A 17,078-nucleotide genomic window follows, 5' to 3' on the forward strand; every position below is an offset into this window, starting at 1 on the left:
CCGTACATCACCTACGTGGAAATGGCCTGTCGCGCTCGAGCGATGACATGTCGCGCCTCGGCGCCGAACACGGCGGACTCGTGCAGGGATTCCCAGATCCGCTGGTACAGAGCAACCGTGTCGGAGCCGTCCAGCCATAGTTCCGCGTGCCAGTCCTCCGTGATCACCAACTGCTCGCCGACGATCCAGAACGCGTTGGCCGGAGGAAGACGCAGAGCGGCGTTCAACGGCACGACCCCAAGCCGGACGGTATCCATGCCAACGACGCCCAGCAGGCGGTCCATCTGCCCCGCCATGACCTCGGGGGGACATACCTGCGCCCGTAGCGCGCCTTCCCACAGAAGGAGGTTGAGACGTCGCCCGGGCTGGTACAGCCATCGCTGCCGGTCCATGCGGGCTCTCACCGCGTCCTCGGTGTCGCGGGGTGATTTCTGGAGCGTCGCGTAGCACTCGAACACGTGCCGCGCGTAGTCCGGGGTCTGCAGCAGACCGTTGACAGCGAAGGAATCCCACACATGCAGTACGCGGGCGTCCGCCGTTACCGTGTTCCACGTCTCCTGTACCGGGCGGTGCCCTGACGACAGCTGTCGTCGCCATGACCGGATGTGCGACTCGAAGCCCTTCAGCCGTCCGTGGAGCTCCTCGTACACCCCTGAGTGTCCGGTGGCATCGGCCCATGCCCGGAGGTCTTGCGCAGTGGGTGTCTGACGTCCGTTCTCCAGCTTGCTCACTTTGCTCTGTGACCAGCCGAGCGACACGCTCAGAGCGGTACCGGTGAGGGGTCCATGAGGGCTCTCTGTTCGGAGAGCGCGGAGCCGTCGCCCCAGATCCTCACGAGCTTTCTGAAAAACCGTGCTCACCGGTACGCGTCTGTTCCTTCTGCTCTTACTCGCTGTCGCTCAGCTTCACCGCGAACTCCTCGTACGGCACGGCGTGATGCCATGCCGCGTCGCGGATGACGGAGTATCTGACGATCTCGGCCGGCTCGGTGATCAACTCGACGTCCACGAGGTTATCCTCGCCGTCGAAGCGCAGTTTCGCGGCAAGCCGACTGTCGAACAACCAGAAGTCCTCGGAGGGAAGCCGGAGCCGATCGGCATCTGCCCGCCAAAGGTTCCGAATGTCCTCTCCCAGACCGCTGTTCCTCTTGGCGTTGTTCAGAAGGTACAGCTGGCCCATAGTCGGCGGCTGGTCGACGATCCGCACCCGTTCGACCCGTTTGCCCTGCGCGGTCTGGGACCGGATCAGCTCGCAGTACGGATCTTCCACGTCCCAGTCGACAGCACCGGTCTCGACGAACTGGCGGTAGGTGTTCGTGGCTTCGTCGCTGGCGAAGCGTCGCCGGGTTTCCAGTCTCCAGGCCGAGTGGTCGAACGTGCGGAACAGGCCCTCGAACTCGGCCAGGTCGATGATCTGCGCCTGTCGGGTCGTGTCCTTCGGCGTCCAGTCGACCAGCAATTCACGAGGTACGACTACTGCCACTTCCCCCTCGGACAGGTGCTGCAGTTGGGCGATGTCGCCAGAGTCGGTCAATGGCGGCCCGTGGACGATGACCTCTCCGCTCTCCACGTCCTCATGGACAGAGGGACATCCCGTGCCCCCACTGCCCGTGCCGTTGAACCGTAATTGACGTGCCATCACTCGCCGCCTCTCACATCGAGATTGTTCATCCACTGATCTAAGGTTGTCCGCTGCCTCGCGTGGATGTCGAGGGATGACCGCTTCGCGCACGAGAATATTCGCGAATATCGCCCGTGGCCATCGCCTCGGCCACCCGACCATGAATGGCATGACCGAGCCGACCCGGTACAGCACCCCTCCCGTAGAGCTTCCACTGTGTGCGGACCCTGATCCCGTACCAGTGGAGGGCTGTGCGGGATGCACCGAACTCGCGGCGGTGAGAGACCGCGCCAGAGCAGGGGGCGACATGACCACGGTGTCCGACTGCAACGTGTTCCTACGGAGACACCCCCAGGATCACTGAACTTCCCACGCGACCGGTGACGTCGGCTGTTCGGGCGCGAACAAGCGCAACGGGTACAGCTACGTACAGCTACGGAGTTCGCCTCGGGCTCGCCTCAAGCCGGTAACCGCCCGGACAACCCACCCCCCAGACCCCCGCCCGGCTGTCTCCATGGACGGTCGGCAGCCGGGCGGGTTCAGGAGCACGACGGCGCGGAGACCGTATCTCCGCGACATCAGCACCGGAAGGACTCTCCCGTGAACGGAAACCTCTACGCGCTGCCGATCCCGCCCGCCGGCGCCTTCGCCACCTACTGCGGCGGCAACGCGGGCGGGTCCAACGAGACCTGTGTGAGCCTCGCCGCCATCCCCGGTGCGGAGGCCTCCTTCGTCATCCGTGACAGCAAGCCCGAGGGCTCGGGCAAGGAGCTGCGCTTCACCGCGGCCGAGCTCGACGACTTCGCCGCCGGGTGGGTCAGGACGCGGGGCCTGACGCTCTGATCTGGCCCCCTTCCTGAGCACGAAGCGCCACGCAGTGGGCCGGAACGGACATCCTCCGGGCCGGCCCGCCTCCCCTATCGAAGGGCGCAGATGACCTGGTCAGGGCACTGGCACGGATACGGTCCATGGACCGGCAGACGCGTACGGCCAGGAGGCCCTACGCCGTCCGGGTGCAGAACGGAACTCCGAACAGACCCGCGCGTTCGTCTCTTCGACGCTGCCGCCCCTCATGACCGGGCACTGGCTCATGCGGCAGAACCAGACCGCGGTGGAGCGCACCTGGACCCGCGTCGTGGGTGCCGTCACCTGGCTGAAGAGCACGTACGAGGCCAATCCTCCTGGCGAGCGGGATGACGGCGGCCGCGCCTACTGTCCCTCCGCCTCCTACTACCCGCCCCGGGCGTGACAGCGCTCCTGACCTCGTGGCCGGACGAGCCGCACGTGTACGAACGCGAGGCCGGCGAGCTCGACCGGGTGATCAGCCCGGAGAGCATCGGCCACTACCTGGAAACCGGGTGCGTGCCCGCCGACGAGAGCGCCGTCGTACGCAACGGTGCCGCGCTGCACCCGGACCGCCATCGAACAGCGGGCCGCACCGAACGACCTGACGTTCGCAATCCGGGAACGTACGCCGATCTGGGTCGCAGAGAAGCTCATCGGCTGTGTGATCGAGAAGGATGCCTTGCGGCACGTCATCCTTCCCGGTGACACGGGGACGTCGGCTCTCCCAGCGCGTACGGGATGTCAGACAGACCCTCATCGAGCATCTGGTCGGCGTCGACTTCGACTACTTCGCGGAGTCGCTGCACCGGGCCGCCATTTCGGAGAAGGAGTACACCCCCTGAGCCGATGAGCCGACAGCCCGGCCGGCATGCCGGGGGGGGACATAGGGGCGGAGGGTGCTGCTGCCCCACGCCCGCCCGGGGTGCACACTGACGTGACGGCCTCAGAATCGTTGGACCTTCTCCCCCTCCGGGACCTGGTAGCAGCCAGACACCACCATCAAGCTCAACTTGGGCGGATTTCGCTTGGCATAGTGCCAGATCTTGACGCTGTGCTTCTTCTTGTCGTTGTCGGCAGTGAGCCTGACGTTCTTGTTCTTGCTGGTGTCAGGCCCAAACTCGACTACCTTCCAACCGTGCTTGGGAAGCTCTTCCTTGAGCTTCACCATCACATCGCCGAGCTGTTCAGGTGATGCCGGCGTGAAGCTCCAAGGGTGAAAGACCTGGAAGTATTTTTCTGGGTCCTTATCGCCGCACTCCGTGACGCCGGCTCCGCTGTTGGATGCCTTCCCCTTGATGCCGATCAGGTCGTAGATCTCGCTGGAGACCTTCTTCACCGTTTGAGCGGCTTCCTTCGACGTGCTGGTGCCCGCGGTGGGGAGAGAGCCGGAATCCTTGGCGTCAGTCATGCTGCATCCAGTGAGGGTGGTTAGGGCGATGGACACGAGGAGCGCCTTAGCGCCCAGTGCAGTCTTCACGCTGAAGAGCCTCGTTCGGTCGGGCCGGAATACAGGCCGGTCAGTGCGGTCGGGGGCTGTGGGGGGATCGTTCCGTCGTCCCATGCACGATCCGGCTCTCCGTTGCACACCTCTACCGCCCCCTTGTATACGCGGGAGGCACCGGCTTCAGCTCGACCTCATCCCCACGTCCCGCGACAACCAGTGCCTGGTGCCGCAGGCTGTCGGTGCCCTCCTTCCAGTAGTCACTGTGTCCCTCGGTGTCCGTAGGCATCTGGTTGGCACCGAAAATCGGGTCGCTCGGGATGATCCATGCGCCGTCCCAGTCCGTTCCACCATGCCCCCAACGGCCGATGTCCGGCACGAAGTCCCCGTCGGCTTCCTGGTTCCAGACGTGTCCTTCGGGAACGTCCAAATGCTCAGCCTTGCTCACCTGAACCCCTGGGCTGCCCGCGAGGATCACATCATCCACGTTCAGTTCGCCCTGCCGAGCCGCAGAACCGATCAGGGTCGTACCGTAAGAGTGGCCGATCGCCGTTCGATGCGGATCGGCATCAGTCGTACGTGAGGCGTCGAGGCCGTCGATGAAGCGGTTGTAGGCGGGAGCGCCGTCATCCGCGTAATGGCTGAATGGCGAGTCCTTCACGATGTTCTGTGGCGCGTCGTACCCGAGCCAGGTGATCGTGGAAACCGAGTTGCCATCCGCCTCTTCGTCGGCCAGACGCCACACATTGGTCATCCTGTTGATGTCGCCTCCGACGCTGCCCAGATTCGACGTCGTACCCGGTACGTACACCGCTTGGTGATCAGCCGTGTCCGGGTTGCCATTCGCAACGATCGCCCGGCCGTTCCCCTCCGTACTGAAACCCAGCAGGTATGCCTCCGGCAGGCCTTCCTCGCCTGTCTGATCGAATCGTCCTTGAATGCTCTCCATACCGTCACGGGACTTGGTGAGCCGTTCGTAGCGGTCACCGTACTTGTTGTGCCACTCCATCCATTCGTCGGTGCGCACCTTGGAGGGGTAGCCACCCGCGTTGATGTATGTCCACTCAGGGACAGGCGGCTTCGGAATCGTGTCCAGTTTCATCTGGACACGTGCGTACTCCTCCATGAGGACGACACGGTTCGCCTCATCACGAACTGGGGAAGGCAGGCCGTCAAGGGCCCCCACGGTGTCGGGCCGCAACGAGAGCCACGCAGACTGTTCCTCCGGGCTGAGACCCCTCCACCAGGAAGCGTTGTCCTTCGGGCTGCCGTCCTTCGGCGGTTCGGGCAGAGAATCGAAGTAGTTCTTGCCGACCTCGCGGACGCCGCCCGTGTCCGACTGCACGTCCGCCCAGTCCCGATCGGAGACCGTCAGGTCGTCGTCGGCCTTCAGCGCGCGCAGCTTGGGCGCCCACTTCGTATCCGCTTCCGTGGCCTCGTTCAAGGCGTCGGCGATCCGGTTGGCGTACTCCAGCGCTCTGCCGTAGTTCGGGTTCGGGTGGATGTTCACCGCCTGGCGCTCCAACGCGTCGGACGTCGGACTGCCTCCGGCGCTCCCGGTCACCGTGCCGCCCTCTGTGGGCTTTTCGTCACCGGGTTTCGAGCCCGCCGGGTACGAGACTGAGCCGTTCGGGTTCACCGTGCAGCCGGCGGCCGTGGCGTCCTCGATCGCCGCTTCCAGCTTCCGCTTGGCGACCGCCATATCGAAGGCGAAGCCGTTCAGCGCCGTACTGACCAAGCCGCACTCGGTCTGCGCGTAGTGGAAGTTCTGCGACAGACCTTTGAGGGCCAGCAGGGCGGCTTTCGCCGCCTTGCCCTCCAACTGGTTGCGGACTCCAGCGCTGATCCGGTTGTCGATCGTGTCCTTGGCCGTACTGGCCGTGTCGGCCGTGGCTCGGTAGCCGTCCGCGGCCTCTTCGTACTCCGAAGGCTTGAAGGCTTTCAACGTCGCGAGGTCCATGACCGAAATCACTCCCCCTTCGTCTGGCCGCCGACGGCCTCGGTGTCCTTGTATTTCACCTCAAGCCTCTCCAGCTCGGCCTCGACCTCCTGATCGGGTTTCGAGAGATCGTGGCCCGCCTTCTGCAACAGCCGACCCAACGCGTCACAGCGGCCGTTCACGTCACTGACGTACTTCTTCCAGGAGTCGTAGAGCTCCTTCTGCGCCGCCGCGCTCCGAGACCCGCCGGTGTCGCCCAGCCCCGCCTGCCCATCAGCCAGCTTCGTCAACGCCTTACCTACGCCGGTCTTCAGCCCTGTGACGCCCTCACCGGCCTGCACCCAGGATTTTTTGTCCGATTTCAGGTCCTCCGAAGCCGGCCCCGCCTGGGTTCCGCCCTGCGAAGGAGCCTGATTCAGTTGCATATGCGCGGGCCCATTGGCCGCCGCATCAGCTTTGATTCGCTCCCACTCGTCCCACGCCATCCGGAAGTTCTCCCCGTTTCCCGATTCCCCGTTTGCCCGTGCGCCCGTTCCCCGGCGCCTCAGGCTGAGCCGACATGATCTCGGGCTTCGACGGGCTAAATCAAACTCGGTCTCTCGTGGAGGTCTCGGTGAGAGACCGGAACCTGATTCCCCTGGCCACTCGTCCTGTGAGGCAAGGACAAGGGGACGAGAAGACATGGTGGAGCGAGCAGACGGTGGGGTGGCACGGGCAGTGCAGTGGCGGGCGTCGGCCGGCGTGAGCGGTCGAGGGTGGATGGTCGCCGGGCTCGCTGTTGTTGTGGCCGGGGTGGGGGGCTTTCATCGGGCCGTCCCCAATTTCCCTGGGCGCGTGGGGAGTCTGGTCGAGTCCTTTCTGCCGTGGGTCGGCGTCGTTGTCGTTCTTCTGCTCGTCGTCGCCCTCGTGCGGCGGTCCGGTGTTGCCCTGGTGGCTCTGCTGCTGCCCGTGGCCGTCTGGGTGCAGGGCTTCGGTGGGTTGCTGCTGCCGGGTGGTGAGGGCGGGGCGCGGGAGTTGGTCGTCGTGCAGCACAACGTCAGTGACGAGAACCCCGATCCGGCCGGGACCGCCCGTGCGCTCGTCGCGGCCGGGGGTGATCTCGTCGCGCTGGAGGAGTTGGTGGTGCCCGCGCTGGCGGTGTACGAGGACGTGCTCGGGGCCGACTATCCGTACCACGCCGTCCACGGGACCGTCGGGCTCTGGTCCAAGTACCCGATCGCGGAAGACCAGTTGGTGGACATCAAGCCTCGGGCGATCGAGGAGGGGTGGAGCCGGGGGTTGCGGGCCGTGGTGCAGACGCCGTACGGGGACGTCGCCGCGTACGTCGCTCATCTGCCCTCCGTGCGGCTGGGGGTCGGTGGGCTCGCCTCCTCCCTGCGTGACGAGAGCGCCCAGGAGTTGGGCGAGCTCGTCCGGGGCGAGAAAGTGCGGGCCGTCATCCTCATGGGGGATCTCAACAGCACCGTCGACGATCGCGGGATCGCCCCGCTCACCTCGCAGTTGAACGTGGCCGAGCGCGGGTTCGCCTTCAGTTTCCCCGCCGCCTTTCCGGTGGCCCGGATCGATCAGGTCCTCGCCCGTTCGGGCACCGTCGCCCATATCCGTACCCTGCCTGCCACCGGCAGCGACCACCTGCCCGTCGCCGCCCGTGTCACCCTGGACCCGCTCCAGCCCTCAGGCCGTCCTGCCCCGTAGCGCGTCCGCCTTCGCCACCGCCACGAAGCGTTGGCGCCAGGTCATGTCCGGCGGGAAGTCGTACGTGTCCGTGTCGACCATCCAGCTCGCGTACGCCGTCGCCCGGCGGCACTCCGCGCACTCCGTCTCGTCGCCCAGCGGCCGGAACAGGTGCTCCTCCTCGGTGCCCGCGCAGACGATCAGAGGCCGGACCGGCTGGGGCGGCGGCTCCGGGGGCGCTACGGGGGCCGGGGGCACCGGGCATTTGTGCGTCAGCCGGTGACGGAGAAAGCCGAACGCCGAACGCACCCCGCCCTCAGGGAGTTCGGCCAGGAGAGCGTGCCGTAGCTCCGACTCCGTCAGGCCGCGCTCCAGCCACTGGGCCGCCTCCACAGCCAGGGCGCGCGCCTCCCCCACCCCCAGCAGAAGCTCACGCCTTGAGTGGCGTAGGGAGAGCAACACCTTCTCTGCTCGCGTCAGTTGCGGGGAGGAGCGCGGTGCGGGCGGCTCTGTCGGCTGCTGTTGTACGGGAGTTGGGCGGGGTACGGCCTTCAGGTCCGGGTGCGGTTGTCCGTCTGCCGGTTCGGAGGGTGGGTGGGGAGAGTTCTCTTCATCGTGTTCTTCCTTCGGTTCATAGCCGCCGACCGGCCGAGGAGTCGGCTCACCGGCCGTCGGAGACTGCACACTCGGCGGTGGGCAGGCCGGCTCGGTCTGCGGCGGCTGCTCCGCCTGTGCCGTCAGCCGGGCGCGTACCGCCTTGGCCTCGTCCCGCGTCAGCGGCGTGTTGGCGAGGAGCTGTTCCGTGGCCCAGCGGCCGCCGTCGCCCTGGGAGCGCCACTCGTGGAGGTAGCCGTGCTGGGTCAGTTGCTTCTTGGCCAGCTGGTACGAGCGGCCCTTCATGGCGAGCTTTCCGGCCAGTTCGCCCAGCGGGCGGTCCGTGGCGGATTCGGGGAGGCCCTGGACGTAGAGGAGGAGCACCTTGGCGTCGCTGTTCAGCCGAGGTGAGCGCACGACGGTGTTCGGAGCCTTGGTCCAGCCCGAAGAGGGCGCGATAACATGACGCAGCATTTCTGGTGGGTCCGTTCCACTGGAGGTGTAAGGCCCTCGGTGGGTGTTGTCGCACCCTCGGGGGCCGCCCTGTACGCCCGTACCGTACGTATCGCACGTACGCGCACACAGGGTGATGGCGTCGTCACCGTATCTCGTTCGGGCCGCCCGCCTCCACGCGAACATGTGTTCAGCTCGTCCCCCGGTGGCCGGATGGCCGAAGCCATGTATGAGAGGGCCGGGAGGCGGTCACCCTCTCCCCATGACGTCCTCTCCGCAGTCCTCTCCTTCCTCTCCGTCCTCTCCTTCTCCCTCGCCCTCGTCGTCGCCCTCGTCGTCACCTTCCGACGAGGAAGTGACCGAACGTCTCGTGCCCGCGTGGCTGAACGAAGCGGCGCGGAACGACTCGCCCACGGCTGAGGAGGCCGGACGTGACTGGGAACGGCGCCGCCTGTCCCCTGCGGCCGCCCGTGAGCTGTCCGACTGGGTCACCGCACGGGTCACCGACACCGCGTTCAACGAGGACGAGGGGCCGGACACCGGCGGGGCGGCGGTGCGCATCAGCGTCGCCGACAAGGCGGCCGTACACCGATGGCTCGCAGCTCAGGGGCATGGTGTGTGATGCCTAAGCCCGGTCCCACGCCCGTCCACATGTCCGTCCACACGCCCGCCCGTACGTCCGGCCACACACCCGCCCGTACACCCGCCCCCAGGCCCAGGCCTGGGGCCAGGGTCGGTGAAACGGTGAAGAGCGGGCAGGAGGATCTGTCGTGAGCACTTCTGCGATATCAGCGACCACGCCGATCTACGACCTTCTCGTCCAGGAGCGCGGGGACGCCCAGGCCGAGGCCCGCACCGCCGCCCAGCAGACCCAGGACACCGCGCGGCAGGCGCTGGACTGGAGCAGCGTGCGAGCCGCTGCCGCTCGGCGGGAGGAGCGTGCGTTCTCCGCGTTCGGCCGCTCCGGTGACGACGGGCAGGTACGGGCTCTGCCGACGTAACGCCCGCAGGGCCTGTACGGGTACCTGCCGGTGCTGCGCCCGCTGGGCGTGTACGGGTACCTGCCGGTGCTAGGCCCGCTGGGGACGTACGGGCCCCGTCTGCGTAGCGCGGCCGACGGGGTGCGGCGTGTCCGGTGCGGCTGCTGCCCGTACTCGCCCTGCCGGTACGTGGAGTGGGGGCCGCTCCGGTGCGGAGCGGCCCCCGGGGGTGGTCCCGGTCGATCAGCTGTAGACGCCGAACTCGTGCAGTGAGTAACCCCAGTCCGTGCCACGGGCGGTGAGGTGGAGCCGCACGTGGCGGGCCGTCTCGGTCAGGGCGATGGTGTCCACGTCACCGTTGCCGTTCGTCGTGGTGTGGACCGTACGCCAGTTGGTGCCGTCGTCCGAGACCTGGACCTCGTAGGACTTGGCGTAGGCCGGGTCCCACACCAGCTGCACGGTGCGGACGGGCATGCGCGCACCGAGGTCGACCGCTATCCACTGGGGGTCGCTCCAGTCGCTGGCCCAGCGGGTGTCGAGCCGCCCGTCCGTGGCGCGCTCCGGCGGGCAGGGGCAGTCGCCGTACGAGGCCTGCGAGCTGGAGGCCGTGGTGGGCTTGCCGAGAGCCGCGTTGGTGCCGGTCATGGGCGGAGCGACGACCTTGACCGACTTGGTCTCGATGCCCGCGTTGCCCTTCCCGTCCTCGGACTGGATGTAGACCTTCCACACGCCGAGCTTCTCGGGAGCGGTCACCGCGAACGTACCGTCGCCCGTGGACCTGAACTGCGCCGGTACGAGCCGGTTGTCGCCGTTGGCGTAGTTGCCGCTGAGGAAGATCTTGTTCGTCACCGGGTCGTTCTCGGGGTCGCGGATGTCCGCGCGGACGGTGAACTCCCCGCCCGCCGGGGCGGATCCGGCCGGCGTCACCGCCATGTCGCTGATGACCGGCGGCAGGTTGTCACCGGCGTTGGAGCCCGTGAACGCCTTCTTCACCGAGTAGTACGACAGCCGCTTCAGGCCGTCGGGGATCAGGTTGAACCACACCCCGCCGAAGTCGTGCTCCAGGCCGTAGTGGAAGAGCGTCGCGCCCAGGGCCACGCCCTGGTGGCCGACGGTGCAGTCCCAGGCCTTGCTGTAGCCGTCGCGCTTCTGTACGTCGGTCGGCTCGTCGGGGACGCCGTTGGCGTCGTCGGGCACCTCCCACTCACCCGCCGGGCCGGTCTCGGTGATGATGTAGGGCTTGGTGTAGCCGCCCTCCACCCAGTCCCGCTGGACGCCGCAGATGTCGCCGTAGGCGTTCATCGAGTACAGGTCGAGGTCGGGGGCGTTGCGCTTGTAGTACGGCCAGGCGCCCGTCCACGCGTCGGTGGAGGTCACCGGGTGGTCGGCGTCGATGGAGTGGATCTTCTTGGCGGCGTCGTTGACGAAGGTCGTGTACGCGTTGCGCTGGGCTTCCAGTTCGGCACCGCCGTAGCAGTTCTGGAGGCCGAGGACGGACTCGTTGCCGACGTTCCACATGAGGGTCGCGGGGTGGTCCTTGTAGGTCTCGACCCACTTGGCGATCTCGGTGAGCATGGTCGTCTTGTACGCGGTGTCCGTGACGTAGTCGGCGCAGCCGCCGCTGCCGGGGCCGCCGCCGGGCTGGAGCCAGAAGCCGTTCATGACGCGCAGCCCGTTCGCGGCCGCCGCGTCGAGGAGCGGCTTGGTGCTCGCGTCCGTACCCCAGGTGCGGACGGTGTTGACGCCCATCGACTTCAGGTCGGGCATGTACCTCGGGGCGTCCGCCATGGACGGGCCCCAGGTCAGGCCCTTGACGGTGTAGGGCTGTCCGTCCACGGTGAGCTGCCACGCGCCCTGGCCGCCGGTGACCTTGACGGCGCCGCCGCCGGTCTGCGGCGGGGTGTCGCCGTAGGTGCCGTAGACCTGGAACTCCCAGAGGGAGTAGCCGTAGCCGCCGGAGCGGGTGATGCCGAGCATCCGTACGTAGCGGCCGGAGCCGGTGAGGGCCAGGTCGTCGGTGCCGCCGTCGGAGTCGGTGACCTTCCTGACGGTGGTCCAGTCGGTGCCGTTGTCGCTGGCCTGGATCTCGTAGTCCTTGCCGTAGGCGCCCTCCCAGGTCAGCACGGCGCGGCTCAGGTCGGCCCGTTGGCCGAGGTCGATCTGGATCCACTGGGAGTCGGACCACTGGCTGGCCCAGCGGGTGCCGGTGAGGTCGCCGTCGACGGCCTGTGCGGCGGAGAGGCCGTCGCCCTCGTTCGAGGAGGCGGTGGCGGTCTTGCCCTGGGAGATCAGGGGGTCGGCGGCCCGCGCCTCGGTCGGCGAGGTGATGACGGTGAGGGAGGAGGCGAGGAGGGCGGCGAGGGTCAGGGTGAGCGCGGGTCTGCGCAGGGAGGGCATGGCGGGTCTGCGCGAGGAAGGCATGGCGGCTCCTGAGGAGGGGGAGGGGGTGAAGGGGGTGAGGCGGTGAAGGGGGTGACGGGGTGACGCTGTGAGGGGGTGACGCTGTGAGGGGGTGAAGGACGGCCGCCGTCGGGGAGGACGGCGGCCGTCCGGGGGAGAGAGCCGCGGATGAGCGGGGAGTCGGCCCCGGGCCGGGGTCAGGTACTCCCCGGCCCGGGGTCAGGTACTCCCCGGCCCGGGGTCAGGCGCTCCCCGGCCCGGGGTCGGCCCGGGGAGTACCTCCGCCGCGGGTCAGAGGTTCACCGCAGGCGACGGGTCAGGGGAAGGAGACCACCGTGGACGGCACGGTCGAGGTGCCGGCCGGGGCCGTGGAGGCTCCGGTGTTGTTGATGACGTGGTTGTAATGGCCCATTCCGCCGAGCGACACCACGAGCAGGCTGTGGAACTTCACGCCCGGCTTCACCGGGGCCTTGAAGCCGTGGTCCTGAACGATGGTCGGGTCGACGTTGTAGTTGCAGTAACTGCCCATCCCCCAGCCCTCGTGGACCTCGACCGAGTCGTCGACCCGGTAGGCCGCGTAGCCCTTGGTGTCGCCGTTCTGGATGGCGGCCTGGTTGGGCGCGTCGTACGCCTTCTCGTTCTGGTAGAAGATCGTCCGGCCGCGCTCGCCGTACCACTCGACGTCGTACTTGTTGAAGTGCTCCACGAACAGGCCGGTGGCGAGCACGTCGTCGCCGTACACCTGGACCCCGTAGTCGGCGCGGTTGGTCTCCCAGCCGACGCCCTCACCGTGGTCGGCGCGCCACACCCAGGTGTGGTCGATGATCACGTCGTCGCTGTGGACGGCGATGGAGGTGGTGGCCTTGCCGGGGCCCGCGCCGCCGATGCGGACGTAGACGTCCTGGACGGTGGTGGGGTTGGCGGCGTGGTCCGCGGAGGAGTTCTCCGGGCCGATCTCCAGCAGGGTCGGGGAGTTGACCGTACCGGCGTCGATCAGGAAGCCGGCGAGCTTGACGCCGTCGACGTCGGCGACCTTCATCGCGGTGACGCCGCCGTCGGGGATGATCGTCGCGAGACCGAGGCCGAGGACGACCGTGTCCGCGCGGTCGACGTTGATGGTCTGGTCGACGTGGTAGATGCCGGGCGTGAAGAGCAGGTTGAGGCCCTGGGCCAGCGCCTGGTTGATGGTGGCCGCGGTCGCCCCCTCCTTCACGACGTAGAACTGGTCCAGGTCGATCGAGGTGCCCTGCGGGGTGCCGTTCCAGGAGACGCCACGGGCGTCGGTGCGCTTGGCGGGGACGAAGACCTTGTACGTGTCGCCGTCCAGGTACAGGAACGGCTTCTCGCGGGAGATCGGGGTGGTGTCGAGGGTGGTGTACGGCGGCTCGGGGAAGCCGGTCGCCGGAGCGCCCTCGACGCCCGAGAACGTCATGTTCCAGACGCCGTTGGTCCAGCCGCCGACCGAGCTGTCGCGGGTGTACCACTGCTGCTGCGAGTACGGGCCGACCTCGCCGTCGATCTTGCTGTCGGCGATGTAACCGCCGGACGCCCAACCGAACCCGTCGGGCGCGAGGTTGAGCCCGCCCTTGACGTGCATACGACGGAAGGAGGCGGCCTGCGAGACGGCCCAGCGGTTGGTGCCGTTGACCGGGTTCAGAGCCAGGTTCTCGGCCGAACGCCAGAAGTTCTGCGTCGCGTTGCCGTTGAACCAGCCGGCGTCGACGGTCACGTCACCGTTGATGGTGGTGTCATCGGGCTTGAGGCCGAGGCCGGAGATCGAGGTGTAGAAACCGATCTCGGCGTTGAGGTTGTTGTAGGTGCCGGGCTTGAAGAAGAACTGGTGCCGGCCGGTGCCGAAGTGCGCCGCCTCCTGCTCATCGAACACCTGGTCCAGCTTGGCCTGGATGTTGGGTGTGGAGGGGTCGAAGATGTGCACGTTCGGGCCGAGGTCGCCGCCGCCGGGCAGCTGCGGGCCGTCGGTGCCGCCGGACTCGCCGTAGACCTTGAACTCCCAGAGCGAGAAGCCGTATCCGGTGCCACGGGCGGTGCCGTACATACGGACGTACCGGGCTTCACCGCTGATGTCCAGGGTGTCCGTGCCGCCGTCGCCGTCGGTGGTCTGGTAGGCGGTCGACCAGTCGGAGCCGTTGGTCGAGAGCTCGACGCGGTAGCCCTTGCCGTAGGCCGCCTCCCAGTCCAGGACGACCTGGCTGATCTTCGTGGTCGCGCCGAGGTCGACGCGTATCCACTGCGGGTCGGAAGCGGCGCTGGACCAGCGGGTGGTGGCGTTCCCGTCGACGGCCGATGTGGCCGGGGTGCCGTAGTTCTCCTCACTGGACGCGGTGACCGGCTTGTCCTGGGACAGCAGTACGGGTGCGGCCTCGGCCTTCGTGGCGGGGACGAAGGCGAGAAGGGTGGCGGCCAGAGCGGTGACCATCGCGGCGACGAGACCGCGGGACACAGGTCTTGGCGTACGGCGGCCGGGGCCGTGTGACGCCGGTCTTGGGGTGCGGGGGTCGGGGCCGTACGGCGCCGGGGCCGCTGGGGCCGCTGACGCCGCTGGGGATATGCCAACTGTGGGCATGCGGGGGCTCCTTGAAATGAAACCGAAACGGGAGAGCGCTCTCCCGGAACCTTGCCCGCCGCGGTGGTCGCGGTCAAGAAGCCTGACACGACTTTTCTTTCGTCTTGTATTAAGTCGGCGGTCGGGGCGGGTGGAGCTGATGTCGGGTCAGGTGGCATGCGGGGCGCGTGGTCGACCGCGCAGCGGGGTGGAGTGCGGTGAGTGGCGGGCCGGCCCCGCCCTGGCCGTTCCCGTCACGCGAAAAGCCTCTGCGGGGCACCCCCGCCCGGGTAGGAAAGACTTATTGCGCAACTAATCTTTCGTATCTACGGTGGGCCTATGCGACCCCAGCGCGAGCCCGAGCAGATCACCGACCTCTCCCGGCTGAAGGCCTTCACCAACCCGCTGCGGATGCAGCTCTACCGGCTGCTGTACGCCGCCGGGACCGCGACCGCGTCCCAGCTCGCCGAGCAGGTCGATCAGGCGCCGTCGCTGGTCAGTTACCACCTGCGCAAGCTCGCGGAGCACGGCTTCGTGGCCGAGGCGAGCGGCCGGAGCACGGACGGGCGCGAGCGGTGGTGGCAGGTGGCGTCCGAGAAGGGGTGGGGCTTCCGCGACGCGGACTTCACGGACACGCCCGAAGGAGCCGCCGCCGTCGGCACGGTGCTGCGCGGCCTCCTCGACAACCGCTCCGCCCAGTACCGCACCTACCTGGACCAGACGGCCGCCTGGGGCACGGAGTGGACCGACGCCGCCTTCAGCTCCGAGTGGCTCATGGCGCTGACGTCCGCCGAACTCGCCGAGATGAGCGACGAGTTGGAGGTCGTCACGCGGCGGTGGCGGGAGCGCGGCAAGGCGGCCAGGGAAGCGGGCGACATGGAGGGGCGCGAGAACGTGTCCGTGCACCTGTACGGGTTTCCGTTTCGGGCCTGAGGGCGTGCGGGGGGCGTTTCGGGTCTGAGGCCGTGCGGGTTCGCTCCGGGCCTGAACCCGTACGGATTCCGTTCCCGGCCAGAGCCCGTACAGGTTCCGTTCGGTGGCCAGGCCCGTACAGGTCCGTTCCCGACCTGGCCCCTCCGGTTCCGTGCCCAATCGCCGCCCACCGGGTTCCCACCCAGGGAGATGTCATGTCCGCAGCAGAGACCGCCTTGGCCCAGGGGCCCACCGCGCCCCGGCCGGCCCATCGCGACGCCAACGTCCTGCGCTGGCTCGCCGCGTACACCGTCTCGCTCATCGGGGACAGCGTCTACTTCGTCGCCCTCGCCTGGTCGGCCCAGAAGGTCGCAGGGCCCGCCGAGGTCGGCCTGGTCATGGCCGCGGGGGCGTTGCCGCGGGCCCTGCTCATGCTGGGCGGTGGCGTGGCGGCCGACCGGTTCGGGGTGCGCCGGATCGTGCTGGGCAGCGACGCCGTACGGTGCGTCCTCATCCTCGCGGTGGCGGCCGGGGTCGCGGTCACCGCGCCCGCCGTGTGGGTCCTGGTGGCGCTGGCCCTCGCGTTCGGCGCCGTCGACGCGCTGTTCGTCCCCGCCGTCGGGGCCCTCCCGCCCCGCATCACCGGCCCGGACCAACTGGCCCGCGTGACCGGCATGCGTACGTTGTCGATGCGGGTCAGCCAGATCGCCGGGCCGCCCCTGGGGGGCCTGGCCATGGGGGTCGGTGGTGCGTCGGCCGCGTTCGCCGTCGCGGGGCTGCTGTTCGCCGTGTCGCTGCCGCTCCTGCTGACGGTACGGCTGCGCCCGCTGGGGGTGCCCGACGTGGCCGACGTAGCGGATGTGGCTGACGTGGCGGATGTGGCGGGTGCGGCGGATGTACGGAGGGGGTCGGCACCGGCTCCCGGCAGCGCCTGGCAGGATCTGCTCGGCGGGCTGCGCTACGTCCGCCGCCACCGCCTCATCGGCCCGCTCGTCGCGGTCACCGCCGTCAGCGAGCTCGGGCTCACCGGGACCCTCAACGTCGGCATGGTGCTGCTCAACGGCGAGCGTGGCTGGGGGCCTTCGGGGTACGGCTGGATCGTCAGCGGGTTCGGGGCGGGGGCCACCGTCGGGGCCGTCCTGCTCACCGTCGCCGGGCGGCTCCCCCGGGCCGGGCTGGCCCTGGCCGCGACGCTGCTCGTGGGGTGCGCGGGCGCGTCCACCATCGCCCTGGTCCCCACCCTGCCGCTCGCCGTGACGCTGGCCGCCACCGTGGGCCTGGCCATGGGCGTCTGCGGCACCCTGGCCAACGCCCTCGTCCAGACCGCCTCCGACCCGGCGTACCTGGGGCGGGTCACCTCGGTCGTGATGCTCAACACGGTGGGCCTGGCGCCGCTGAGCTATCCGGTGGTCGGGGCGGCCATCGGGGTCTGGGGCGCGGCGCCGGTCTTCGTCGGGTGCGGGGTGATCGGGAGCCTGGGGGTGGGCGTCGCCCTGGTGTCGGGGGCGGTGCGGGGGGCCGAGCTGCCGCGTCGACGCCCGCCAGGGCAACCGCGTAGCGAGGCACGAGCACAGGCGTAGGCGTAGAGGCACTGGCGTAGACGTAGGCGTAGGGAAGCAAAGGCGTAACCAAGCACACGTGTAGCCAGGCAACGGC

Annotated in this window: 18 protein-coding genes; 10 read left to right on the plus strand and 8 right to left on the minus strand. The window is 68.5% G+C overall.

The window, feature by feature from the left end:
• Positions 1–11 precede the first annotated feature (11 nt).
• Both AB0917_RS11640 and AB0917_RS11645 read right to left on the minus strand, forming a co-directional pair.
• A complete protein-coding gene (locus AB0917_RS11640; protein WP_366819313.1) occupies positions 12–860 on the minus strand; it encodes a helix-turn-helix transcriptional regulator in 849 nt (282 codons plus the stop codon).
• A gap of 25 nt (positions 861–885) precedes the next feature.
• Positions 886–1,638: a DUF6879 family protein gene (locus AB0917_RS11645; RefSeq protein ID WP_366819314.1), complete on the minus strand. Its 753-nt coding sequence runs from the start codon at positions 1,636–1,638 to the stop codon at positions 886–888.
• 151 nt (positions 1,639–1,789) lie between these two features.
• Between AB0917_RS11645 and AB0917_RS11650 the strand changes: the two genes are divergently transcribed.
• From AB0917_RS11650 to AB0917_RS11670, 5 genes are all read left to right on the plus strand, one after another.
• Entirely contained in the window at positions 1,790–1,984 is a 195-nt protein-coding gene (locus tag AB0917_RS11650; protein WP_366819315.1) for a hypothetical protein, read from the plus strand.
• A 236-nt stretch (positions 1,985–2,220) separates the two neighbouring features.
• Positions 2,221–2,463, plus strand: coding sequence for a DUF397 domain-containing protein (locus AB0917_RS11655; protein ID WP_366819316.1), 243 nt, complete (start codon positions 2,221–2,223; stop codon positions 2,461–2,463).
• A 229-nt stretch (positions 2,464–2,692) separates the two neighbouring features.
• Positions 2,693–2,869, plus strand: coding sequence for a hypothetical protein (locus AB0917_RS11660; protein WP_366819317.1), 177 nt, complete (start codon positions 2,693–2,695; stop codon positions 2,867–2,869).
• Positions 2,866–3,171, plus strand: a complete 306-nt coding sequence (locus AB0917_RS11665; RefSeq protein ID WP_366819318.1) for a hypothetical protein — start codon at positions 2,866–2,868, stop codon at positions 3,169–3,171. The genes AB0917_RS11660 and AB0917_RS11665 overlap by 4 nt, the downstream gene beginning before the upstream one ends.
• Entirely contained in the window at positions 3,168–3,308 is a 141-nt protein-coding gene (locus AB0917_RS11670; protein ID WP_366819319.1) for a hypothetical protein, read from the plus strand. The genes AB0917_RS11665 and AB0917_RS11670 overlap by 4 nt, the downstream gene beginning before the upstream one ends.
• Before the next feature lie 101 nt (positions 3,309–3,409).
• On the opposite strand, the gene AB0917_RS11675 is transcribed toward AB0917_RS11670, so the two are convergent.
• The 3 genes from AB0917_RS11675 to AB0917_RS11685 all read right to left on the minus strand — a co-directional run bounded on the left by AB0917_RS11675 (position 3,410) and on the right by AB0917_RS11685 (position 6,331).
• Positions 3,410–3,943 carry a hypothetical protein gene (locus AB0917_RS11675; RefSeq protein ID WP_366819320.1) on the minus strand — a complete coding sequence of 178 codons (534 nt, stop codon included), beginning with the start codon at positions 3,941–3,943 and terminating at the stop codon, positions 3,410–3,412.
• A gap of 112 nt (positions 3,944–4,055) precedes the next feature.
• Positions 4,056–5,867, minus strand: coding sequence for an alpha/beta hydrolase (locus AB0917_RS11680; protein ID WP_366819321.1), 1,812 nt, complete (start codon positions 5,865–5,867; stop codon positions 4,056–4,058).
• Between the two features lie 8 nt (positions 5,868–5,875).
• Positions 5,876–6,331, minus strand: coding sequence for a hypothetical protein (locus AB0917_RS11685; RefSeq protein ID WP_366819322.1), 456 nt, complete (start codon positions 6,329–6,331; stop codon positions 5,876–5,878).
• 274 nt (positions 6,332–6,605) lie between these two features.
• Between AB0917_RS11685 and AB0917_RS11690 the strand changes: the two genes are divergently transcribed.
• Complete coding sequence (locus AB0917_RS11690; RefSeq protein WP_366819337.1) at positions 6,606–7,541, plus strand: endonuclease/exonuclease/phosphatase family protein; 936 nt, start codon at positions 6,606–6,608, stop codon at positions 7,539–7,541.
• On the opposite strand, the gene AB0917_RS11695 is transcribed toward AB0917_RS11690, so the two are convergent.
• Positions 7,521–8,588 carry a hypothetical protein gene (locus AB0917_RS11695; RefSeq protein WP_366819323.1) on the minus strand — a complete coding sequence of 356 codons (1,068 nt, stop codon included), beginning with the start codon at positions 8,586–8,588 and terminating at the stop codon, positions 7,521–7,523. The two genes, AB0917_RS11690 and AB0917_RS11695, sit on opposite strands and share 21 nt — an antisense overlap.
• 334 nt (positions 8,589–8,922) lie before the next feature.
• Between AB0917_RS11695 and AB0917_RS11700 the strand changes: the two genes are divergently transcribed.
• Positions 8,923–9,189, plus strand: coding sequence for a hypothetical protein (locus AB0917_RS11700; protein WP_366819324.1), 267 nt, complete (start codon positions 8,923–8,925; stop codon positions 9,187–9,189).
• 148 nt (positions 9,190–9,337) lie between these two features.
• Positions 9,338–9,568 (plus strand): hypothetical protein, encoded by a 231-nt coding sequence (locus AB0917_RS11705; RefSeq protein WP_366819325.1) that lies wholly within the window; start codon positions 9,338–9,340, stop codon positions 9,566–9,568.
• 222 nt (positions 9,569–9,790) lie between these two features.
• On the opposite strand, the gene AB0917_RS11710 is transcribed toward AB0917_RS11705, so the two are convergent.
• Together AB0917_RS11710 and AB0917_RS11715 are read right to left on the minus strand one after the other, a co-directional pair.
• Entirely contained in the window at positions 9,791–11,968 is a 2,178-nt protein-coding gene (locus AB0917_RS11710) for a discoidin domain-containing protein (protein WP_366819326.1), read from the minus strand.
• A 295-nt stretch (positions 11,969–12,263) separates the two neighbouring features.
• Entirely contained in the window at positions 12,264–14,384 is a 2,121-nt protein-coding gene (locus tag AB0917_RS11715) for a discoidin domain-containing protein (protein WP_366819338.1), read from the minus strand.
• Between the two features lie 465 nt (positions 14,385–14,849).
• Here AB0917_RS11715 and AB0917_RS11720 point away from each other — a divergent pair, with 465 nt between their 5' ends.
• Positions 14,850–15,443: a helix-turn-helix domain-containing protein gene (locus AB0917_RS11720; protein ID WP_366819327.1), complete on the plus strand. Its 594-nt coding sequence runs from the start codon at positions 14,850–14,852 to the stop codon at positions 15,441–15,443.
• 194 nt (positions 15,444–15,637) lie between these two features.
• Positions 15,638–17,002: an MFS transporter gene (locus AB0917_RS11725; RefSeq protein WP_366819328.1), complete on the plus strand. Its 1,365-nt coding sequence runs from the start codon at positions 15,638–15,640 to the stop codon at positions 17,000–17,002.
• The last annotated feature ends 76 nt before the right edge of the window (positions 17,003–17,078 follow it).

It is taken from the genome of Streptomyces sp. NPDC007346 (assembly GCF_040703535.1).
Taxonomy (GTDB): Bacteria; Actinomycetota; Actinomycetes; order Streptomycetales; family Streptomycetaceae; genus Streptomyces.

Excerpts from the sequence above, each read along its gene's own strand:
- AB0917_RS11725 (WP_366819328.1), top strand. The coding sequence starts at position 15,638 with ATGTCCGCAGCAGAGACCGCCTTGGCCCAGGGGCCCACCGCGCCCCGG.
- AB0917_RS11650 (WP_366819315.1), top strand. The coding sequence starts at position 1,790 with ATGACCGAGCCGACCCGGTACAGCACCCCTCCCGTAGAGCTTCCACTG.
- AB0917_RS11720 (WP_366819327.1), top strand. The coding sequence starts at position 14,850 with ATGCGACCCCAGCGCGAGCCCGAGCAGATCACCGACCTCTCCCGGCTG.
- AB0917_RS11695 (WP_366819323.1), bottom strand. The coding sequence starts at position 8,588 with ATGCTGCGTCATGTTATCGCGCCCTCTTCGGGCTGGACCAAGGCTCCG.
- AB0917_RS11685 (WP_366819322.1), bottom strand. The coding sequence starts at position 6,331 with ATGGCGTGGGACGAGTGGGAGCGAATCAAAGCTGATGCGGCGGCCAAT.
- AB0917_RS11645 (WP_366819314.1), bottom strand. The coding sequence starts at position 1,638 with ATGGCACGTCAATTACGGTTCAACGGCACGGGCAGTGGGGGCACGGGA.
- AB0917_RS11715 (WP_366819338.1), bottom strand. The coding sequence starts at position 14,384 with ATGGTCACCGCTCTGGCCGCCACCCTTCTCGCCTTCGTCCCCGCCACG.
- AB0917_RS11660 (WP_366819317.1), top strand. The coding sequence starts at position 2,693 with ATGACCGGGCACTGGCTCATGCGGCAGAACCAGACCGCGGTGGAGCGC.
- AB0917_RS11690 (WP_366819337.1), top strand. The coding sequence starts at position 6,606 with ATGGTCGCCGGGCTCGCTGTTGTTGTGGCCGGGGTGGGGGGCTTTCAT.
- AB0917_RS11680 (WP_366819321.1), bottom strand. The coding sequence starts at position 5,867 with ATGGACCTCGCGACGTTGAAAGCCTTCAAGCCTTCGGAGTACGAAGAG.
- AB0917_RS11710 (WP_366819326.1), bottom strand. The coding sequence starts at position 11,968 with ATGCCTTCCTCGCGCAGACCCGCCATGCCCTCCCTGCGCAGACCCGCG.